This window comes from Flavobacterium zhairuonense, assembly GCF_004352915.1.
Lineage (GTDB): Bacteria > Bacteroidota > Bacteroidia > Flavobacteriales > Flavobacteriaceae > Flavobacterium > Flavobacterium zhairuonense.
The window spans coordinates 41,254-59,719 of the sequence record NZ_SJSY01000070.1; the positions used below are offsets into that span (position 1 = coordinate 41,254).

Below are 18,466 nucleotides of genomic sequence, written 5' to 3' on the forward strand. Positions count from 1 at the left end.
GCCTCTACGATAAAACCTCTTGTAAAAAAAACTTAGAACCTCAGTATCTTAGAATCTTAGCACCTTAAAAACTATTTTTTAACCACCAAAGAAATAGTCGGTTTAGGTGCTAGTTTCATGTCTTTTCCCATATAAAAACTAGTATGCGGAGGCTGGTTATAACCAACATTCTGCCATGCAATGCTTAAGCGATATTGTGGATCATGCATTAAAGTATATTGACGAACATTCGTTGGAATTGTTGTGGAATAAATTCTCAGTTCTTTATTGTCTTCAGATCTTAGAATTAATTCTTCTCTCCAATCCCCCAAAATATCAGCAGAAAGCGCCGGTGTCGATTTTGTACCGTTATTCGAAACTGCTCCAGTTGCAGTAAATAATCTTCCTTTATTATATTTGTCAATATGATTAGAATCTAATAATTCTCTTGAAGTATCACCATCCCAATAAATCAAAAAGTTAATCGAGTTTGGTGCTTTTCCGACCACTTTCCCTTTCATATCATATAAATCTGGAGAACCAGAATACCAAAATTGTGCTCCTTTCAGCTCCGGATCAATATTATCTGCAACGCCTCTTCCTACATCTTCATTCATGGAGCCTGTAAATAAAACTTTTCCATCTTTAGCTGCAAAAATAGTAGCACCAGGCCCCGTTGTGCCATTTTCGATTTCGTGAATTCCAAAGACTTCCAAACCTGGAAGATCAGGATCTAAATCGGAAACGTGAATCGCATCTCCATGTCTAAAACCTGTTGTATATAAACCTTGCCCGTTATCATCAACGCACATTGATCCGTAAATAATTTCATCTTTTCCATCGTTATCCACATCTGCAACGGTAAGATTATGATTTCCCATTCCAGAATATGGATTTTCAGAATCCTTGCTGTCAAAAACCCATCTTGAAGTTAGTTTTCCATTTTTAAAATCCCAAGCTGCTAAAACCGTTCTTCCGTAATAGCCTCGGCACATCACCACACTCGGATGAACGCCATCTAAATAGGCAACACAAGCTGTAAAACGATCAATTCTATTTCCTTTTGTATCATTTCCGCCGCTTCCACCATGTCCACCCCAGCCTGCTAAATCACCTCTTTCAGCAATATAATCAACTGTTGTAACAAGCTTTCCGGTTCTTCCATCAAAAACAGAAAGATATTCTGGACCTTTCAAAATCTTCCCATAAGTTCCCGAATTCGGATCGCGATCTACCCAGTCTTTTGAAGCGTCGCCCACAACATTATTCTGACTGTCTGTTGTTCCATCAGCCGTTTTGCAAACCAGTTCTGCAATTCCGTCGCCGTCAAGATCATACACCATAAACTGTGTATAATGTGCGCCTTCGCGAATGTTTTTCCCTAAATTGATTTGCCATAAAAATTTCCCTTCTAAAGTATAAGCTTGAAATATCGGCGGATCTGTAATTCCCGTATGCGAATTGTCATGCGCTTTTCCGGTCATATGCACAATTAAATCGTATTTTCCGTCGCCATCCAAATCACCAACTGAAAGATCATTTGCCGTATAACCTTCAATTTGTTTTAATTGAATCGCCAAATAATCTTTATCTGGACTTGAAGCTGGAATCGTAAAACTTCCTTTTGCGTCCGATTCTTTTCCTTTTAAAACTGTTTTTACAAACCAAGTATTTTCGTCTTGCGAATTTGCTTTTGTATCTATAAAATTTGTCGCTCCAGAAATTGGTTTCTCATTTAATTTAACTGCTTTTTTATTGCCACTTTTTCGGTATAAATTAAAAGCAAGATTATCAGAATCAGTGCCCAAAACACGCCATCCAATAAAAAACTGGCCGTTATTTTTTACGGCAATAACGCCTCGGTCGAGATTTTCCATTTGCCTTTGGCTGAATATATTTAGGCTTAAGAAAAGCAGTATTACTACAAAGTTTTTATTATTTTTCATATTGTATTTTAAAATGTGAGTTTGTTGTTTTTCAATCTCGCAAAGTCGCGAAGACGCAAAGAAAAATTAGAATGAAACTTTGCGACTCTGCGTTTTTGCGAGACTAAATAAATCCGCTTTATCTGTAAAATCTGCGAGAAACCAAAAAAATCAAAACATCTTTTGGAATCCTTCGCTTTGTACTTTCCAAGTTCCGTCTTTTGGAAAACCCGGATTTGGTTCAGTCGTTCCGTCCCAGCCGGCACACATCATGGCAACAGCAGTTAATAATCCGCCATTTCCTGGAAGGTATAATGTTAATCTTTCAGCTTGATAATTATGTCCGTTTTTTAAATACGTATTTGTCGTCACATTCATAAACAAGGCATCAATTGCTTTTTCTGGCATATTTAATCTTGCTGCAGACATCGCTGTCATAGGGAAATCCCAACCCCAAGTTTTGTCCCAAGACCACGTTTTCCATACCAAATCAAAAGTGTTTTTCATGATTTTTTTATCCAATAAAGAAGTTTCAGGAAGCATTCCGAAAGTTCCTAAAACCGATGGATGATCAGTTTTGAATTCTGGATTTGTATACGAATCTGTGGCGCTTTCTGTTGCTAGATATACATCTCCAGAAACAGGAAGTTTGGATAATTTAGCCAAAACTTTTTCCCATTTTTCAGGCACATCTTGGTTCAACCCATGTTTCCATGAAATTGCCGTTTTTAATGCCCAATTCCAATATGCTAACTCATATGTTGGATTAAAAGTTTCCATCGCCTTAAAGCGTTCTTGCGCCGGAATAACGCCCGGACCTAAAACATAACGATCGTTTTTAGCATCATAATTTGCAAACGAAGCAATAAAATCAGCGGTTGCAAAAACACGCTCGCTATATTTTTTCAGGACTACAGCTGTTGGTTTTGCGCGATAAATCAATTCAGCGTAGGTAATAAAATGCGGTTGTTGCCAAATCAAAAATGAACCTACAGAAGACGGACTTTCATTACCATCAGGATCGGTCATTTTTTGCCATCTTGCGCCTTCAAATCCTTGTCTTTTGGCAATATTTTTGGCTTTATCAAAAACTTTTTCGTACCACGGAAGGCTTTTTTCTAGTAATTCTGGTCTGTTCCAAAGTGCAAAATGAACACCATGCCACCAATGCATTTCTAAGTGCGGTTTTCCATACCAGCTGTTATAAGTCAAACCGGTTTCTTGAGGCGGTACTTTTCCTGTACACTGTACTTTTGTTAAATACTGCGAAAGAATCACGCGTCGTTCCAACTCCTTTGCACGTGGATCTGTACTTCCAGAAAAATCAACTGCAGCACCACTTTTCCAGAAATTTTCCCAGCCTTTTACACTGCTATTTTCTATTTCTGCGAAAGAAGAATTCGATGTTTTATTAGATGTCAAAGCAAATAAACAGCTCAATTCTAATGTATTTGTATTTGAAGCTTCAATCACAAAATAATGATCTGCCGATTTTTTAATCTGAGCATTTCCTTTCCACATCAAATCAACGTTGTATGAAATACTGTCCATTACATGTGTTACAACAGCTTCCGTTTTTGTTTTTTGTTTTAAGGTACTTGTGTAATTTTGCGTTCCTTCATATTTGGTTCCAAAATCGGCCCAATCTCCAGTTGGAAACGGAATTCTTAAACTGATTTTCAAGCGTTTTTGCTGTAATAAATCGGATTTTACTTTTACACCAATTGCATCTTTTTCTTGGTGAGAAGCTGTTAAAACGGTAACCGAAGTTCCTTCAACTTCAAAATAACTTTCGATTTCGCCTGTCCATAAATTCAGTTTTTGAGAAATCGATTTAATATCGGATGCTTTTGCCTGGCTTCCATCTTTCTTCAAAATTTCAAAACCTAAATTCCCCAATTGAACTAAATGCGGATTCTGTCTGAACCAATTTATCGCATCGACTTTCCTTTTAGGTTCTTTAATCTGAACGGTATACGAAATATTTCTTCCGTATTGCGGATACTCTTTTAAAGTCTCAGAAAACTTGAAATTCTCCGTATTTTTATAACTATCCCATCCCCACTCTGACTCAGTTCCTAATGGAATTCCATTTTGATAAGTTTTCGGAAAAGTCTGTAATCCTGTAGCGTCGACCGTAAAGGCAAAAGCTCCGTTTCCAACCGTCAAAGAAGCTAAAGTATCAATAGCTGAAATTTGAACATTATGGCGATTTACAAGTGTTTTTCGATCTATTTTTTGAGCAAAAATGGAAATGGAAAATAAGAATACTGTAATTAATTGATATTTTTTCATTTGGTTATTTTTTTGTTTCAGGTTTCAAGTTTCAGGTTCTCGAGAACTTTGTCAAAGTTTTGAACTTTGACAAAGTTTCATGTCCGAGAAATTATCAAATTGGCACATTTTCTAATTATCTCATTCTCTAATTAAAGTAACACTCATCAAACCAATCACCACATCATTAGCAATTGTTTTAAGTGTCATACTTTTTAATGTTTTATTTTTATCTAAAGGCAAATCCAAAATTGTTCCTGCACCGCCGTCAATTCCATAATTTGTAAATCCTTTTATGATGGTGAAATCTTTAAAATCTCTCGAAATTTCTCCGGTTTTTAAATACACTCTTGGCGGTTTTGGAGCGTCGGTTGTAAAAGCTAAGCCATCAATGAAATAATCCTGTTCAATTGGCCACCAATTTTCTGGATTTTTTAATGCTAAAATTTCTGAAGTTCCGTCAGTATAATTTACTGTAATTTCTCCGTTTGTGATTCGGCTTTGCATTGGGTTTGTTGTTCCGGCCAGCATAAAATAAGCATGCGAAGCTTTTCCGTCAAGCGGAATATCAATGCTTTTCGGATAATTATCCCACATCGAAGTAAAGATGATATTCTTCTGATTTTCATCTGAAGGTGTTTTAAACGGAATTCCGTTTGGTGTTTTAATTTCGCCAGTTTGTTTGGCTTTTTCGCGCAAACCTTTATCATCAATTTTTACCGAAATATTTGGATAACACCAATTTCCAATTCCTTGTTTTGGAAGCTGTAAAGTCACTGTTTTTGATCTTGGAGATAAATATTCGTTTGTAAAAATCTCTGTAACTTTTGCATTGAAATAAGACGAAAGCGAAATGGTTTCGGCTCGTTCCGATTTCTCTAAAGGAATATCCCAGTTTGTAATTTCCTTTGATTCTTTTTTTGCTTTTAAAGTAAATTCTATTGGTTGCCACCAAGAAAAATCGCCTTGTTTTAACTGAATAAAAAAGGTTTTATTCCCCTCGCCGTTTACTGTAGATTGAAAATCCTTTTCTGACTTTACAATTTTACCCAAAACCGCTTGCGGATCATAAACCGAAACAATTTCTCCTTTCCAAATCAACATATTTAAAGCATCACCAGAAAAGTATGACGGTTTATGAGACATAGTTGCAAAAGTAATTGCTTTCCAATTTATAACAATATCATAAACAGAATTATACGGTACTTCAATACTAATTTTTGGATTTCCAATACTTTCAGGTATTGGTTTCCATGATGCTTTTTTTCCGTTTATAGTAATATTTTCAATTCCTTCATAATAGGCATTCAGAATCAATTTCAAATTCATTTTTGAAGCAAAACGATTTTCAATATGATAACTATCTTTTCTATTATCTCTATTATAAGAAATCGAAACATCTGGAACTTCTAAAGATGCTTCTTCCCATTCTTTTGGAAAACCGGGCTGAATCGTCAAAACTTCAGAAACCGCATCAGGCTTAATCCCGAAAAGTCCTTCGACCAAAGTTCGAGATGCCATTCCGATTGGATCAGCAAAATCACGATACAATTCACCGCGCATTTTATCTTGATACAAAAGTTGTTCAAAACCACCCGGCGAAGCACCTAAATACATACTTTCGATCAAAACGCTTTCCCACATTTTAAATGCTTTTTCTGATTGTCCGCCTTGCCAAAAAGCCAGTGAAGTATGCAATTGTTCGGCCAAAGCCACATTATTTATGGACCATGTATAGGGTTGCCAATTTGTTGTACTGATTACATAAAGATCCTTTTTATCCAAACCTTCTGCCGAAATTGGAATATGCGGAATCTGATTGTTCACATAATTCAGCATTTGATAGCTCTCAAAAGGATTTGACAATTCTGAATCTATCGTGTGATAAATGCTCCAAACTGCCGGAGAATCATGCAACAATCGGTTTCCTAAAGCGTCTTTATATTCGGCAAAAATTCCTTTTTCAGAAAGCCAAAGTTGGTCATTTGAAGCTTTTAAAATTTTCTCGGCTTCCTTTTCGTAAGGCGTTGGGTCTTTTTGAATTTTTCTTGCTAATTCTGCAACCGTTTTATTCGCATAATAATTATATGCCGAAGAATGAATCACGGCGCCACCGCTATATTGTAAAGCGTCGCTCGCCCAAATTGTGGCATACGCATCATAAAGTCCGTCGTTATCTGGATCAAAATTTCTTTTTTCCCAATTCAAATGTCGTTCAATTGTCGGCCACATTTCTTTTAAAAAAGCAATATCGCCCGTCCATTTAAAATGACGCAACATTTGATCGATAAAAACCAAATTCATGTCATAATGATGTGCAACTGTATTCTTATTAGGGTTTCGAGAAATGTATCCGCTACTGAACATTGACGTTCCCATTTCTTCTTTTTGACGAGCCAAATTTCTTTCTTCATCAAAAACAATCGGACCGTTTTCTGGTGAAGTTACTTGCGAATTACTGTAACTTGTAAAATGTGTTTTCGCTCGGTCGTGCCATCCTAACGGATCTGCTGTATATGCGCCACGCCACGCATTCAGGTACATTCTCCATGCAATTGCGCCATGAAGATACGCTGGGTTTTCCCAAATTCCATCGGAAGCAATTGAAAGTGCGAAACCTAAATTATTGATATATGGATCGGGAGTTTTGACTTTAACTCTATTCGCTAAAGTCTTTGTTTCTTGAACTGATTTTTCATAAAGCTGTGCGATTTCTTTTTGTGAAACAGTCGTTTTTATTTCTTCTGTAGAAAAATACCAATATATAGCTTTTTCAGAAATACTGTTTGTTTTGCCTGAAATTACAGGAAGATTTTCTGCTTTTGAAGAAAACAATTCTAAAGGAGAATTTTGATTTTTTGCATTCGCTAAAAGCGCTTTCGATTCGGGAAAAAAGCCACTTAAACTTTTATTGTTTCCTGTTTTCTGCTTATTGCTTTCAGAACCATATTCGAGCAAAAAAGACTCGTTTTGCAAAGTATATTTATTACCAATACAATAATCAGGTTGCAAATAAAACACCGATTCAGGATCAGCGCCGATATCGCCGTCACGACTGAATTTCTTTCCGGTTGCACCGCCAAAAGCCCAGATAATATTACTTTTTTTTGAAACTGAATTTCCAGACACTTTTACAATAAATCCTTCTTTTTCTTTTAAAGCAACAACATCAACAAATAATTTTCCGCTTCCTAAAACAGCATCTTCAATTGTATAATGCATTGTGCCTAAGACATAACGCGTATCAATTTTAGAAGCTTCGGTAATCCATTTGCTTTCTTTTCCGTTTGTAATTCCGAGTTTGAAGTTTCCTCCCATTCCCGGCATATACATGGCAAATTCAGGCAAATCGCCCGTTTCTACTCTAAATCCTGTATTCGAACCATATAAAGCACGATTGAATTTTCGGGTTCCATTTTTTAAAACAAAACTGTTTTCATCTGGCGCATAATGCAATTTGCGAACTTCTTTATTTTGTCCAAGAATCAAGACAGGAAATAAAAAAAGCAAACTTAAAAACGTTGTAAAAGAATATTTTTTTGTTTTCATAAAGCAGTAAAAATGGCAAAATCTAAATAAGAATTAAATAAAATTAAAATCGCTTTTTTTTATCAATTCAATAATTATGATGCAATTTCTTTGTTTTTTTGTGGTATACTATCCTGTACCTTCCTGATTTACGAAATATAAAAAGTATATTAATTTTTGGCGTTTTTAAATTCTTTTTAACATCATAGTACAGGATACTATATCAAAAATGAACCATTAAGTTTGAAAATAAAAAAATTAAAATCTCAAAAAATTGGTAAAAATCAGTACTTTCTTATCGATGGTTATTTGTTTGGCAATGCCGAATCAGTTCTTTGCTATGCCTTCTAATCTGCTTGTCAAAAATGCTGCTTATTCTTCTTCAGAAAATAGAAATGACAGCGATAATAATACAGAATCACAGCTTTTTATTTTTGGAAATCAATCAAAAAACAAAAAAGCCATTACAGTAAACAACGCATTAATTTACACAGATGCAAAAGGTTATGGATTTGATTTTAATTCGGCTTCGAATGTAAAAATCAATGCCAATTCTTTTTCTATTACAAAACCAACTTACTTTTCGACAGCAGTTCCGGAGGGAAATTATCAAGTTGAAGTAACAATTGGAAGTGCTGAAAAAGATTCTAAAGTGACCATAAAAGCAGAATCTAGACGATTAATGCTAAATGAATTTGTTGTAAAAAAAGGACAAAAAGCAACGCAGACTTTTAATGTAAATGTCCGAAACATCAAAATTGACGATCAAACCAATATCAGTTTAAAAGACCGTGAAAAAGAAATTTTAAATTGGGATCATAAATTGACGCTTGAATTTTTAGGCGAAGCATCCATCCAAAGCATTAAAATAACACGAAAAGACAATTTGACTGTTGTTTATTTGGCTGGAGATTCAACTGTAACGGATCAAGATGTTGAACCTTGGGCATCTTGGGGACAATTCATCACCAATTATTTCGACAGCAATATTGTAGTTGCAAATTATGCCTATTCAGGTTCTTCGTTGAGTTCTTTTAAAGGTGCAAATCGCTTGAAAAAAATACTTTCGGAAATCAAAAAAGGAGATTATTTGTTCGTGGAATTTGGCCACAACGACGAAAAAATAAAAGGCGAAGGCAATGGCGCTTTTGGTTCTTATTCGACTTTATTGGCTGAGTTTGTAAATTCAGCTAAAGAAAAAGGTGCAATTCCGGTTTTGGTAACACCAACACAACGCCGTTTTTTTAATGAAAATGGAACGTTAAAAGAAACACACGGAGGTTTTCCTGCTGCAATGCGAGCGGTTGCACAAAAAAACAATATCGCTTTAATTGATGTTACAAAAATGACAACCGAATTGTATGAAACTTGGGGCGATGAACCTTCAAGAAAAGCTTTTGTGCAATATCCTGCCAATACTTTTCCGGGACAGGAAAAAGCACTAGATGACAACACTCATTTTAATGGATTTGGAGCCAACGAAATTGCGCTTTGCGTTTTAAGCGGCATTCGCGAATTGGATATTCCGTTAAAAAAACACATTAAAAAAGAAACACCAGATTACAATCCGAAGAAACCAAATTTCATTTCAAGCTGGACTCTTCCTATGAGCGCCCGATTTGAAATTGTTAAACCAGATGGTAATTAACCCATCAAAGAATCACTTTACTATGCTACTAAAAAACACTATCCAAAATCTCTCTATTCTTGCATTTTCGCTTTTTCTGACCCAAAACAGCCATGCACAACAAACTGATAAAGTCTATTTGTCTGGAAAAGATTTTGAACATCCTGTACAATGGGATTTTTATTGTACTGATGGAAACAACAGTAAAACCTGGTCGAAAATAAATGTTCCGTCGCAATGGGAATTGGAAGGTTTTGGCGAATATACATACGGGCGCTGGTACAAAGAATTGAACCAAAAAGAGCCAAGCAAAGAAGAAGGTTTATACAAATATGAATTTGAAGTTCCGGCAGATTATAAAGGCAAAGATGTTTTAATTGCTTTTGGCGGTGCGATGACGGATACTGAAGTAAAAGTAAACGGAAAACTGGCTGGAGCGATTCATCAAGGCGGTTTTTACGAGTTTAAATATGATATTTCGTCTTTACTGAAATATGGAGCAAAAAATACTTTAGAAGTTCACGTTTGGAAACAGTCGTCAAATAAATCGGTAAATGCGGCAGAAAGAAGAGCGGATTGGTGGTTATTTGGAGGTATTTATCGTCCGGTTTGGTTGGAAGTTTCTCCTAAAACGCATATTGAAAATATCGCTGTAAATCCGAAAATGGATGGCTCTATTACGGTTGATGTTAATCTGAAAAACGTTTCTAAAAATGCCACTTTAGAAGCTACTTTAAAAGGTTTAAACGGAGAAAATTTCCAGACTTTTACTTTTCCGCTTAAAGCGAAATCTACCAAAGAAACGATTGCTGCACAATGGAAAAACATTAAACCTTGGAATCCTGAAAATCCAAATTTATATGAGTTACAATTGGTTTTAAAACAAAACGGAACTGTAGTTCATCAATACGACAAACGAATTGGTTTCAGAACTTTAGAGTTCAAAAAACAAGACGGAATTTATCTTAATGGTACGAAAATTATCATGAAAGGAATTAACCGTCATTCGTTTTGGCCAGAAGGCGGAAGAAGTACGAGCAAACGCATCAGCGAGTTGGACGGAAAGCTAATTAAAGATATGAATATGAATGCCGTTCGTGGGCATTATCCGCCAGATACGCACTTTTTAGAAGTTTGTGATTCTCTTGGTCTTTTTGTTTTGAACGAATTGGCGGGCTGGCAAAATTCGTATGATACTGAAACTGGGAAAAAATTAGCGACTGAAATGATCACGCGCGATGTAAACCATGCCTCTGTAATTATTTGGGATAACGGAAATGAAGGCGGATGGAATTATGATACTGATAAAGTCTTTGCAGATCTTGATCCTCAAAAGAGAATTGTGATTCACCCTTGGGCCGATTTCAATGGCTGGGATACACACCACTACCCGACTTACTTAACTGGAATGCACCGTTTTAATGCCGGCGAAAATGTATTTTTCCCAACCGAATTTATGCACGGAACATATGATAACGGACACGGCGCAGCATTGGAAGATTTCTGGAATCGCTACAAAGAAAGTCCGCTTTTTGCAGGAGGATTTATGTGGGCGATGTTGGACGAAGCTGTTTTCCGTTCTGATTGGAAAGGTGATGCAAAATTTGACTCAAAAGGTTCTTTGGCAGCAGACGGAATTTTAGGTCCGCACCGCGAAAGAGAAGGAAGTTATTATACGGTAAAAGAAGTTTGGGCTCCAATTCAGTTCACGCCAAAACAAGTTACAGAAGGTTTTGACGGTTCGTTCTTGATCAAAAACGACTATCTTTTCAGTAATTTGAATACCTGCAAAATGGAATTCAAAGTATTGCAATCGGATAAAAATGTGCTTTATACAACAGGAACTGCCAAAGAAATAAACGGAGGAAAAATTGAAATTCCGAGTATTGATCCGGGCGAAACGCGTAAAATTCAGTTTGCTGTTCCGAGTAATTTTGTTGAAGGTGATGTTTTATCAATTTCAGCTTACGATCAGTTTGGAAAAGAAATTTATACTTGGACTTGGCCTATTCATAAAGCTGTATTTTATGCCAATAAGTTTTTAGCAGTTCAAAATACAAAAGGAAAAGCATCGGCTGTAAAAACAGGAACTGACGTTACTTTAAAAGGAGGCGATGTTACGGTTGTTTTGAGTTCGGCAAATGGAGAAATTACATCGGTTAAAAATGCAACTTCAACAATTCCATTAACAAATGGTCCGCGCCCAATTGGAATGAAAGCGAAACTGAAAGACATTCAGGTTTCTCAGGAAGGCGATAAAGCGGTTTGTAACGTGACTTACGTTGGTGGTATTTCTTCGATCAAATGGACTATGGAACCCGACGGAAGATTTAAAATGGAAATGATAGTTTTAAAAAATGAAAGAGCAAACGGTGCAGACGGATTCGACGGTGCTTTTTTCGAGGATAAAATCAATTCATTCGGAATCACTTTCAGTTTTCCTGAAAAAGAAGTTACTGGAATTAAATGGTTTGGAAGAGGACCTTATCATGTTTGGAAAAACAGAATTAAAGGAACAACATACGGAATTTGGGAGAAGGACTATAACAATACAATTACAGGAGAAAGCTTTGAAAATCTGATTTATCCAGAATTTAAAGGTTATCATGCCAATTTAATGGGAGCAAATTTAAAAGCAGGTGCTTCATCGTTTAAAGTTTTCAGCGAATCTGATAATTTATTCTTGAGATTATTCACGCCAGATTTACCTAAAAATGGTTTCGCAGGAAGTAATCCACAACCAGCGTTTCCAGAAGGCGATATTTCGTTTATGTATGAAATTCCGGCGATGAGAGATTTTAAACCTTTAGAACAACAAGGCCCACAAAGCCAGCCAACAAACATCAGAATCAAAAGCGGCGACGACGGAATCAAGATGAATTTGTGGTTTGATTTTAGAGATAAGATTTAGTTTCAGGTTTAATTACTTTATCATTTTAACCGCAAAGCACGCTAAGATTTTTATCCCTTCGCTGAGAAATCGCAAAGTTCGCAAAGCTTAGCGTGCCTTGCGTAAACCTTTGCGAACTTTGCGGTTAAATAAACACACACTATTCACAATTCAAAATATGAAAACATTTAAAATATTTTCTGCTCTAATTTTAGCAGCACTATTTTTCAATTTTACAACCACCAAAAACAATAAACCAACCGTTTACATGGTCGGTGATTCAACCGTAAAAAATGGTAAAGGTGACGGTGCAGGCGGACTTTGGGGCTGGGGAGATTATATTGGTCAGTTTTTAGATACTACAAAAGTCAATATCGAAAATCATGCTTTGGGCGGAACCAGCAGTCGTACTTTTCAGGATAAAGGTTTATGGATTGAAGTTTTGAACAAACTAAAAAAAGGCGATTATGTGTTGATTCAGTTTGGACACAATGACGACGGACCAATAAATGACACTATTCGTGCTCGCGGTACTTTTAAAGGAATTGGAAATGAATCACAGGAAATCGATAATTTGATTACCAAAAAGCATGAAACCGTTCACAGTTACGGCTGGTACATTCAGAAAGTAGTTCGCGAGGCTAAATCAAAAGGCGCGATTCCGATTATTTGTTCGCCAATTCCGAGAAACGACTGGAAAGAAGGAAAAGTGCCAAGAAACAACAAATCTTACGGATTATGGGCAAAACAAATTGCTGAAAAAGAAAAAGTCACTTTCATCAATTTGAATGAAAAAATGGCTGTAGAAATGGAGAAATTCGGAGAAGCAAAAGTAACTGGAACTTATTTCTACAAAAAAGATCATACACATACTTCTGCAAAAGGTGCAGTGCTTTCGGCTTCAGTGATTATCAATGAATTGAAAACAAGCAAAAATTCTTTAAAAAATTACATTTTGCCAAATCCAAAAATTGTGCTTCCGCCAAAGAAAAAATTGTTTTTAATAGGCGATTCGACAATGGCTAATAATAACAATAATCCTGACGCTGTTGGCTGGGGAGTTCCTTTTCCACAATATTGCGACACAACACGAATTGAAGTAATCAATAAAGCCAGAGGTGGCAGAAGCACCAGAACTTTTGTTTATGAAGGTCTTTGGGATGAAGTAAAAAACCAATTACAACCAGGAAATTTTGTGATTATTCAATTCGGACATAATGATGCGGGAGATATTGACAAAGAAAAATTCAGAGGTTCGTTAAAAGGAAATGGAGATGAAACGCAAGAAGTAACGCGTCCAGACGGCTCAAAAGAGATTGTACATACTTTTGGGTGGTATATGGTAAAATTCATCAAAGAAGCCAAAGAAAAAGGCGCTATTCCGATTGTAATTAGCTTGACGCCAAGAAACGAATGGCCAAATGACAAAGCAGAACGCAGAACGGATACGTACGTAGAATGGTCTAAAATCGCTGCTGCTCACGAAAAAATTCCATTTATAGATTTAAATGATATTGTAGCAACAAAATATGAAGCTTTAGGAAAAGAAAAAGTAAAAGCCTTTTTCCCAAAAGATCATACGCATACGGGAGCTGAAGGTGCAACTTTCAACGCGTTAACAGTCGCAGAAAGCCTAAAAAAATTAAAAGACTGCAATCTGAAAGATTATATTGAAATAACGAAGTTATAAGTTAAAAGTTAGAAGTTAAGTAAGTACGTTTAACTTCTAACTCTTAACTCTTAACCCCTAACATAAAAAAACCTCGTCGACTGACGAGGTTTTTGTTTTGAATACCTAAGTATTATTTTTTTGATTCTTCGATAGAAACTTTTCTGAATTCTTTCAAAAGTTTTTCAATTTCTAAAGTAGCTTTTCTAGCTCTTGGTCCAGCAGCTTTGATACCTTTTTCAGTTAAAGATTCAGCTTCTGCTTTGAATGTGTCAATTTCGGCGTTGATTTTTACTAATAGATCTTTCATGCTTATACTTGTTAAATTAAGGCGCAAAAATAGAAGTTTGCTGGAACTATAACGCACGTTTAGTGTTAAAATTATAACGGTTTAGGCTATTTCAGTTAATAATAATTTAACCTCATTTCTTTAATTCTCTATATCAATGGATTACAAAAATTTAAAGTTTTATTTTTTTTAAACTTTTTTTACTTTTTGAAGATCTTATTGCTTCATACTCATCAATTAATACTTATTTTAAAGGTATTTCGTAAGAACTTCCTTCGCTTGACGGATAAATTGCCAGCTGATCCAGTACAATGCCTGTCTGGTTCACCTCAACTTTTATTGTGTGTTTTCCCTTCTCCAAATTCAATGCAGAAAGTTTTACAATGGCGCTATTTCTAAGCACATTCTCTTTCCAGGTTTTATCTCGGTCTTTTGTGTTTGTTTTAAAATTTTGTAAGGCATTTTTATCCAATTGTACACCAATTTCGTGATCAAAATTATTCGCATGTGTTGGAAGCAAACGAACTTCTACTACATATTCGCCAGAAGTTTTAATTTCAAACTCATATGTTACAAAAGGCTTTTCTGTTTTGAAATAGTGCTGTTTCAATGGAAACAAGGTAATTGCATTATTGCTGTAACCCAAATCGTTGATTGTTTTCCATTGATAATTTTTAAAACCTTTTTGAGAGACAAATTCTTTCGCTTGGATTGCAATTCGGTTTTCGATGCTTTTTTGTTCCTTTTTAATGAATTCGGGCTTTTTAACCGAATCAAAAACAGGCAGATTTCTTGGATGCATTGACATCATTTTATTCCATTTTCCGTTGCTTAATTTGGTATTGTAAAAATCTGTAAGTGCTTCAATTTTATGGAAAGCTTCTGAAGCTAAAAGTTCGTATTTTACCTTTTCTTTTTCATCAGAAGTAATCGTTGCCAAATTCCAATATAAGAACTTATGATTCATATAAGCGGCTCCTTTTACTGGATAAACCGCCAATTGAAACCAAGCATCTTTTCGCTCTTGCGGAATAAATGCTGAAAGGCTGTCAATTTTTTCAATAAGTTTATCGTAAGCCTTTATTCTGTTCCAAATTTCCTTTTCTGAAAAATCGGAGAGTTTAACTGGAGTTGTCGGTTCAGTTTGGCTCCAGCCCATATATTCTGGTTTTCTCAGAAAAGCCAAACGATAATATTCTTCAAAAACAGTACTTACTTCGACACTTATTTTAGGCGAAAACTCTCTTGCTGACCAATCTTCCAAATATTGATTAAGTCCGTCAGATTTAATGCTATTGATATTCCAAGCCATGTCAAGAAACAACTCTGTATCATATTCAGCAGGTTTTATATCGCCAACATTTACAATCCACATTTTGTTGGCTCCGTTTTGGTACGCTTTGTTCATTTCGTACCAAATCAAACCTGGTTGCATCGTACTCAGCCAAAGATAATCGTGCGGTCTTCCCCAATAACTGATATGATAATAAACACCGCTTCCTCCTGCTCTTTTTTGCTCTTCTTCATTGCTCAAACGGCGAATATAACCGTAATTATCATCTGGCCAAACTAAAGTTATATCACTCGGAACTTTAAGTCCGTTATCGTATAATTCCAATACTTCTTTGTACGGAACAAAAGCTTGCGGAATGTCTTTTAAAGGCTTTTTGAAAGTGTTTGCAAGCATTTCTCGCTGGTTGACAATAATCTTTTCCACCATCGAAATCGATTCGTTTAAATCTTTTGCGCCTTCCATTTTACTGTCATGAACGCCACGCATTCCAAGTGTCATTATCGTTTCATTTTGCGCCGATTTTAATTCATCTAATCGATCCTGCCAATATTTATCAACTTGAGTTTTATTCGTGAAATAATTGTAGTCTCCGTAGATTTTTGGCTTCCATTCATCAACATTATTTCGAAGCATTGGTTCAGCATGCGAAGAACCAATTACGATATGATATTTTTGCGCCATTTCTTTATTTCCGGCAATCGTAAAAAATCCTTTAGTTGACGGATGCATCGCCGGCCAAATAGTATTGGCTTTTAAACGCAGTAATAACTGAAAGATTTTTTCATAAGTCTTTGGACCGATATCGCCCGTTTCTGGCTCAAATGTTTTGGCCGCCCAAGGTTGTAATGCCCAATCTTCATCATTCAAAAAAATGCCGCGATATTGAACCGAAGGCGAAGAAATAATTGCATTTTTTGAAAGCTGTAAAGAAAGTTTCTCTCGTTTGATCGGATGCACATCTGCCCACCACTTCCAAGGCGAAATTCCGAGGCGATCTGATATTTCAAAAATGGCATAAACGGTTCCGCGAACATCAGAGCCAGAAATTATTAGATTATCTTTTTCTTTTTGAATCGAAAATTTTTCCCATTGATTCGAAAGTTCTTTTTGATCTTTTCTTGTTTTAAACAAATCATCTGAGATTTCTCCAATATAAATTCCGTTTTTAGAAAATGAATTTGTTGGAACTATTTCTGGGCGTTTTCCGGTTAATTCCTGAACGTCATCTGCCAATTCATTTACCGCCCAGACAATTAATGGATCTGTATTTTTATCTATGAAAATAGTTACTGCATTGTTTGAATCTGCAATTAAGAATTCGGTTGTGTTTTTCTTTTGGCAGAAAACATTTATGGATAAAATCGAGAAAATTAATAGCAGTATTTTTTTCATTTTCGGATTATATTATTGGTATTTTGTTGGGCCACGGATTTTACTGATTTGCACCGGTTTTGTCATTCCGAGGAACGAGGAATCACACTCGGGAATCGACAAAGATTGGCGATATTCTTTGCGGAGTTACTAGTGTGATTCCTCGTTCCTCGGAATGACAAACTTTATGGTTACTTTGTGTTAGACGCACTGCTGTGCGCCTCTACAGAAAATCTTTGAACCTTTGCTACTTTTAACCTTAGTATCTTAGAATCTTAGAACCTTTTTCACTCAACAACCTTATTATTCACATAAACATTTTTAAAAGTCACATTTTTAATCAAACTTTTATCAATGTCCGCTTTCGCAGATTCAATATTTAAATTTTCGAAAGTGAAATTTGACAAGCGTACATTTGGATCGTTTTCTACTTTATAAAACATTTCGCATTTAAGATCAATATTTTTTAACGTAACATTATCTCCATACGACAACGGAATATCAGGACGACCTTTCAAATCAAAAAACTGTTTCCATGCCAAAATTGCAAGACCGTTTTTAGTCTGTCCTTTAATGTCTTCCAATCTGATATATTCGTAAAGTTGTGGCGTATCAGGTCTCATTTTAAGATGCAACAATATTGACGGTCCATCCACTTCGCAATTGCGCATAATGATGTTTCTGTTATGAATTGCTTCACTTCCATTCGTTAAAGCCGAATGACAATATCCGAATTTACAGTTTTCGATAATAATATTGGTATTTGCTCCATTGTTTTTATCCTGATCTGCATACGGTCCTTTACCGCCTTTTAATGCAATAGCATCATCATTTACAGACATGTTAGATCCTTTTATAAGCACATTGTTGCAAATATCAAGATCAATTGCATCTGTACTTGGCGCATCGCCTTTTTTGTGAGGAGAATAGATATAAGCGTCTAGTATTTTTATGTTATTGCATTTATAAAAATGATTCGTCCAAAAACCTGAATTAATGAATTTTACATCTTGAAATTGCACGTTATTCGAATTCCAAACAAAAACCAATCGCGGTCTTGAAACTTCAAGATTGGTACATTTCGGATTCTCTTTTCGGCGTGCCCAAAAAGCATCCCAATATTTTCTTCCGTTTCCGTTGATTGTTCCTTTTCCTGAAATCGAAAAATTATCAACTCCATAAGCATTTACCAAAGCCGGAAAATAATCCAAATTCTGGCCTTCCATTCTTGAAGGCATAATTGGATAATTGGTAATATCATCGGAACCTTTTAAAACACCACCTTCAGTTATGTACAAAACTGTTTTTGGTTTAAAGAATAAAGCACCGCTCAAATAAACGCCTTTCGGAATTATGATTACACCTCCACCATTCGCCGCCGCTTTATCAATTACTTTTTGAATAGCAACTGTCTGTAATTTTGTACTGTCTTTGCTTACGCCAAAATCTGTAATGGTATATTTTTTACCTAAATCTTTTAACTGAAGTTTTTTGTAATCTTTAAACCAAGATCTAATTTCAGTTCCATCAGGAAATTTGTCGTTGCTGTATTTTTGTGAAAATGTGCTTTGCGATATTCCCAAAACACATACAATCAAAGTGAAAAACTTTTTCATTATG

Annotated in this window: 9 protein-coding genes; 3 read left to right on the forward strand and 6 right to left on the reverse strand. The window is 35.7% G+C overall.

The window, feature by feature from the left end; genetic code table 11:
• Positions 1 to 71: 71 nt before the first annotated feature.
• The 3 genes from EYY60_RS07950 to EYY60_RS07960 form a co-directional block, all read right to left on the reverse strand.
• Complete coding sequence (locus EYY60_RS07950; RefSeq protein WP_132988851.1) at positions 72 to 1,925, reverse strand: rhamnogalacturonan lyase; 1,854 nt, start codon at positions 1,923 to 1,925, stop codon at positions 72 to 74.
• A gap of 150 nt (positions 1,926 to 2,075) precedes the next feature.
• On the reverse strand, positions 2,076 to 4,199 hold the full coding sequence (locus EYY60_RS07955) for a hypothetical protein (protein ID WP_132988852.1): 2,124 nt from the start codon (positions 4,197 to 4,199) through the stop codon (positions 2,076 to 2,078).
• Between the two features lie 120 nt (positions 4,200 to 4,319).
• A complete protein-coding gene (locus EYY60_RS07960) occupies positions 4,320 to 7,727 on the reverse strand; it encodes a DUF4450 domain-containing protein (protein ID WP_132988853.1) in 3,408 nt (1,135 codons plus the stop codon).
• A gap of 253 nt (positions 7,728 to 7,980) precedes the next feature.
• Here EYY60_RS07960 and EYY60_RS07965 point away from each other — a divergent pair, with 253 nt between their 5' ends.
• From EYY60_RS07965 to EYY60_RS07975, 3 genes are all read left to right on the forward strand, one after another.
• Positions 7,981 to 9,354 carry a rhamnogalacturonan acetylesterase gene (locus EYY60_RS07965; RefSeq protein ID WP_132988854.1) on the forward strand — a complete coding sequence of 458 codons (1,374 nt, stop codon included), beginning with the start codon at positions 7,981 to 7,983 and terminating at the stop codon, positions 9,352 to 9,354.
• 22 nt (positions 9,355 to 9,376) lie between these two features.
• Positions 9,377 to 12,244 (forward strand): glycoside hydrolase family 2 protein, encoded by a 2,868-nt coding sequence (locus tag EYY60_RS07970; protein ID WP_132988855.1) that lies wholly within the window; start codon positions 9,377 to 9,379, stop codon positions 12,242 to 12,244.
• Between the two features lie 157 nt (positions 12,245 to 12,401).
• A complete protein-coding gene (locus tag EYY60_RS07975; RefSeq protein ID WP_132988856.1) occupies positions 12,402 to 13,913 on the forward strand; it encodes a rhamnogalacturonan acetylesterase in 1,512 nt (503 codons plus the stop codon).
• 112 nt (positions 13,914 to 14,025) lie between these two features.
• On the opposite strand, the gene EYY60_RS07980 is transcribed toward EYY60_RS07975, so the two are convergent.
• From EYY60_RS07980 to EYY60_RS07990, 3 genes are all read right to left on the reverse strand, one after another.
• Positions 14,026 to 14,202, reverse strand: coding sequence for a histone H1 (locus EYY60_RS07980; RefSeq protein ID WP_026729959.1), 177 nt, complete (start codon positions 14,200 to 14,202; stop codon positions 14,026 to 14,028).
• A gap of 223 nt (positions 14,203 to 14,425) precedes the next feature.
• Positions 14,426 to 16,867 (reverse strand): glycosyl hydrolase 115 family protein, encoded by a 2,442-nt coding sequence (locus tag EYY60_RS07985; RefSeq protein WP_132988857.1) that lies wholly within the window; start codon positions 16,865 to 16,867, stop codon positions 14,426 to 14,428.
• Positions 16,868 to 17,133: 266 nt separating this feature from the next.
• On the reverse strand, positions 17,134 to 18,462 hold the full coding sequence (locus EYY60_RS07990; RefSeq protein WP_132988858.1) for a rhamnogalacturonidase: 1,329 nt from the start codon (positions 18,460 to 18,462) through the stop codon (positions 17,134 to 17,136).
• Positions 18,463 to 18,466 lie beyond the last annotated feature (4 nt).

Coding starts and splice junctions, on each gene's coding strand:
- EYY60_RS07950 (WP_132988851.1), bottom strand. CDS start 1,925: ATGAAAAATAATAAAAACTTTGTAGTAATACTGCTTTTCTTAAGCCTA.
- EYY60_RS07955 (WP_132988852.1), bottom strand. CDS start 4,199: ATGAAAAAATATCAATTAATTACAGTATTCTTATTTTCCATTTCCATT.
- EYY60_RS07960 (WP_132988853.1), bottom strand. CDS start 7,727: ATGAAAACAAAAAAATATTCTTTTACAACGTTTTTAAGTTTGCTTTTT.
- EYY60_RS07970 (WP_132988855.1), top strand. CDS start 9,377: ATGCTACTAAAAAACACTATCCAAAATCTCTCTATTCTTGCATTTTCG.
- EYY60_RS07975 (WP_132988856.1), top strand. CDS start 12,402: ATGAAAACATTTAAAATATTTTCTGCTCTAATTTTAGCAGCACTATTT.
- EYY60_RS07980 (WP_026729959.1), bottom strand. CDS start 14,202: ATGAAAGATCTATTAGTAAAAATCAACGCCGAAATTGACACATTCAAA.
- EYY60_RS07985 (WP_132988857.1), bottom strand. CDS start 16,867: ATGAAAAAAATACTGCTATTAATTTTCTCGATTTTATCCATAAATGTT.
- EYY60_RS07990 (WP_132988858.1), bottom strand. CDS start 18,462: ATGAAAAAGTTTTTCACTTTGATTGTATGTGTTTTGGGAATATCGCAA.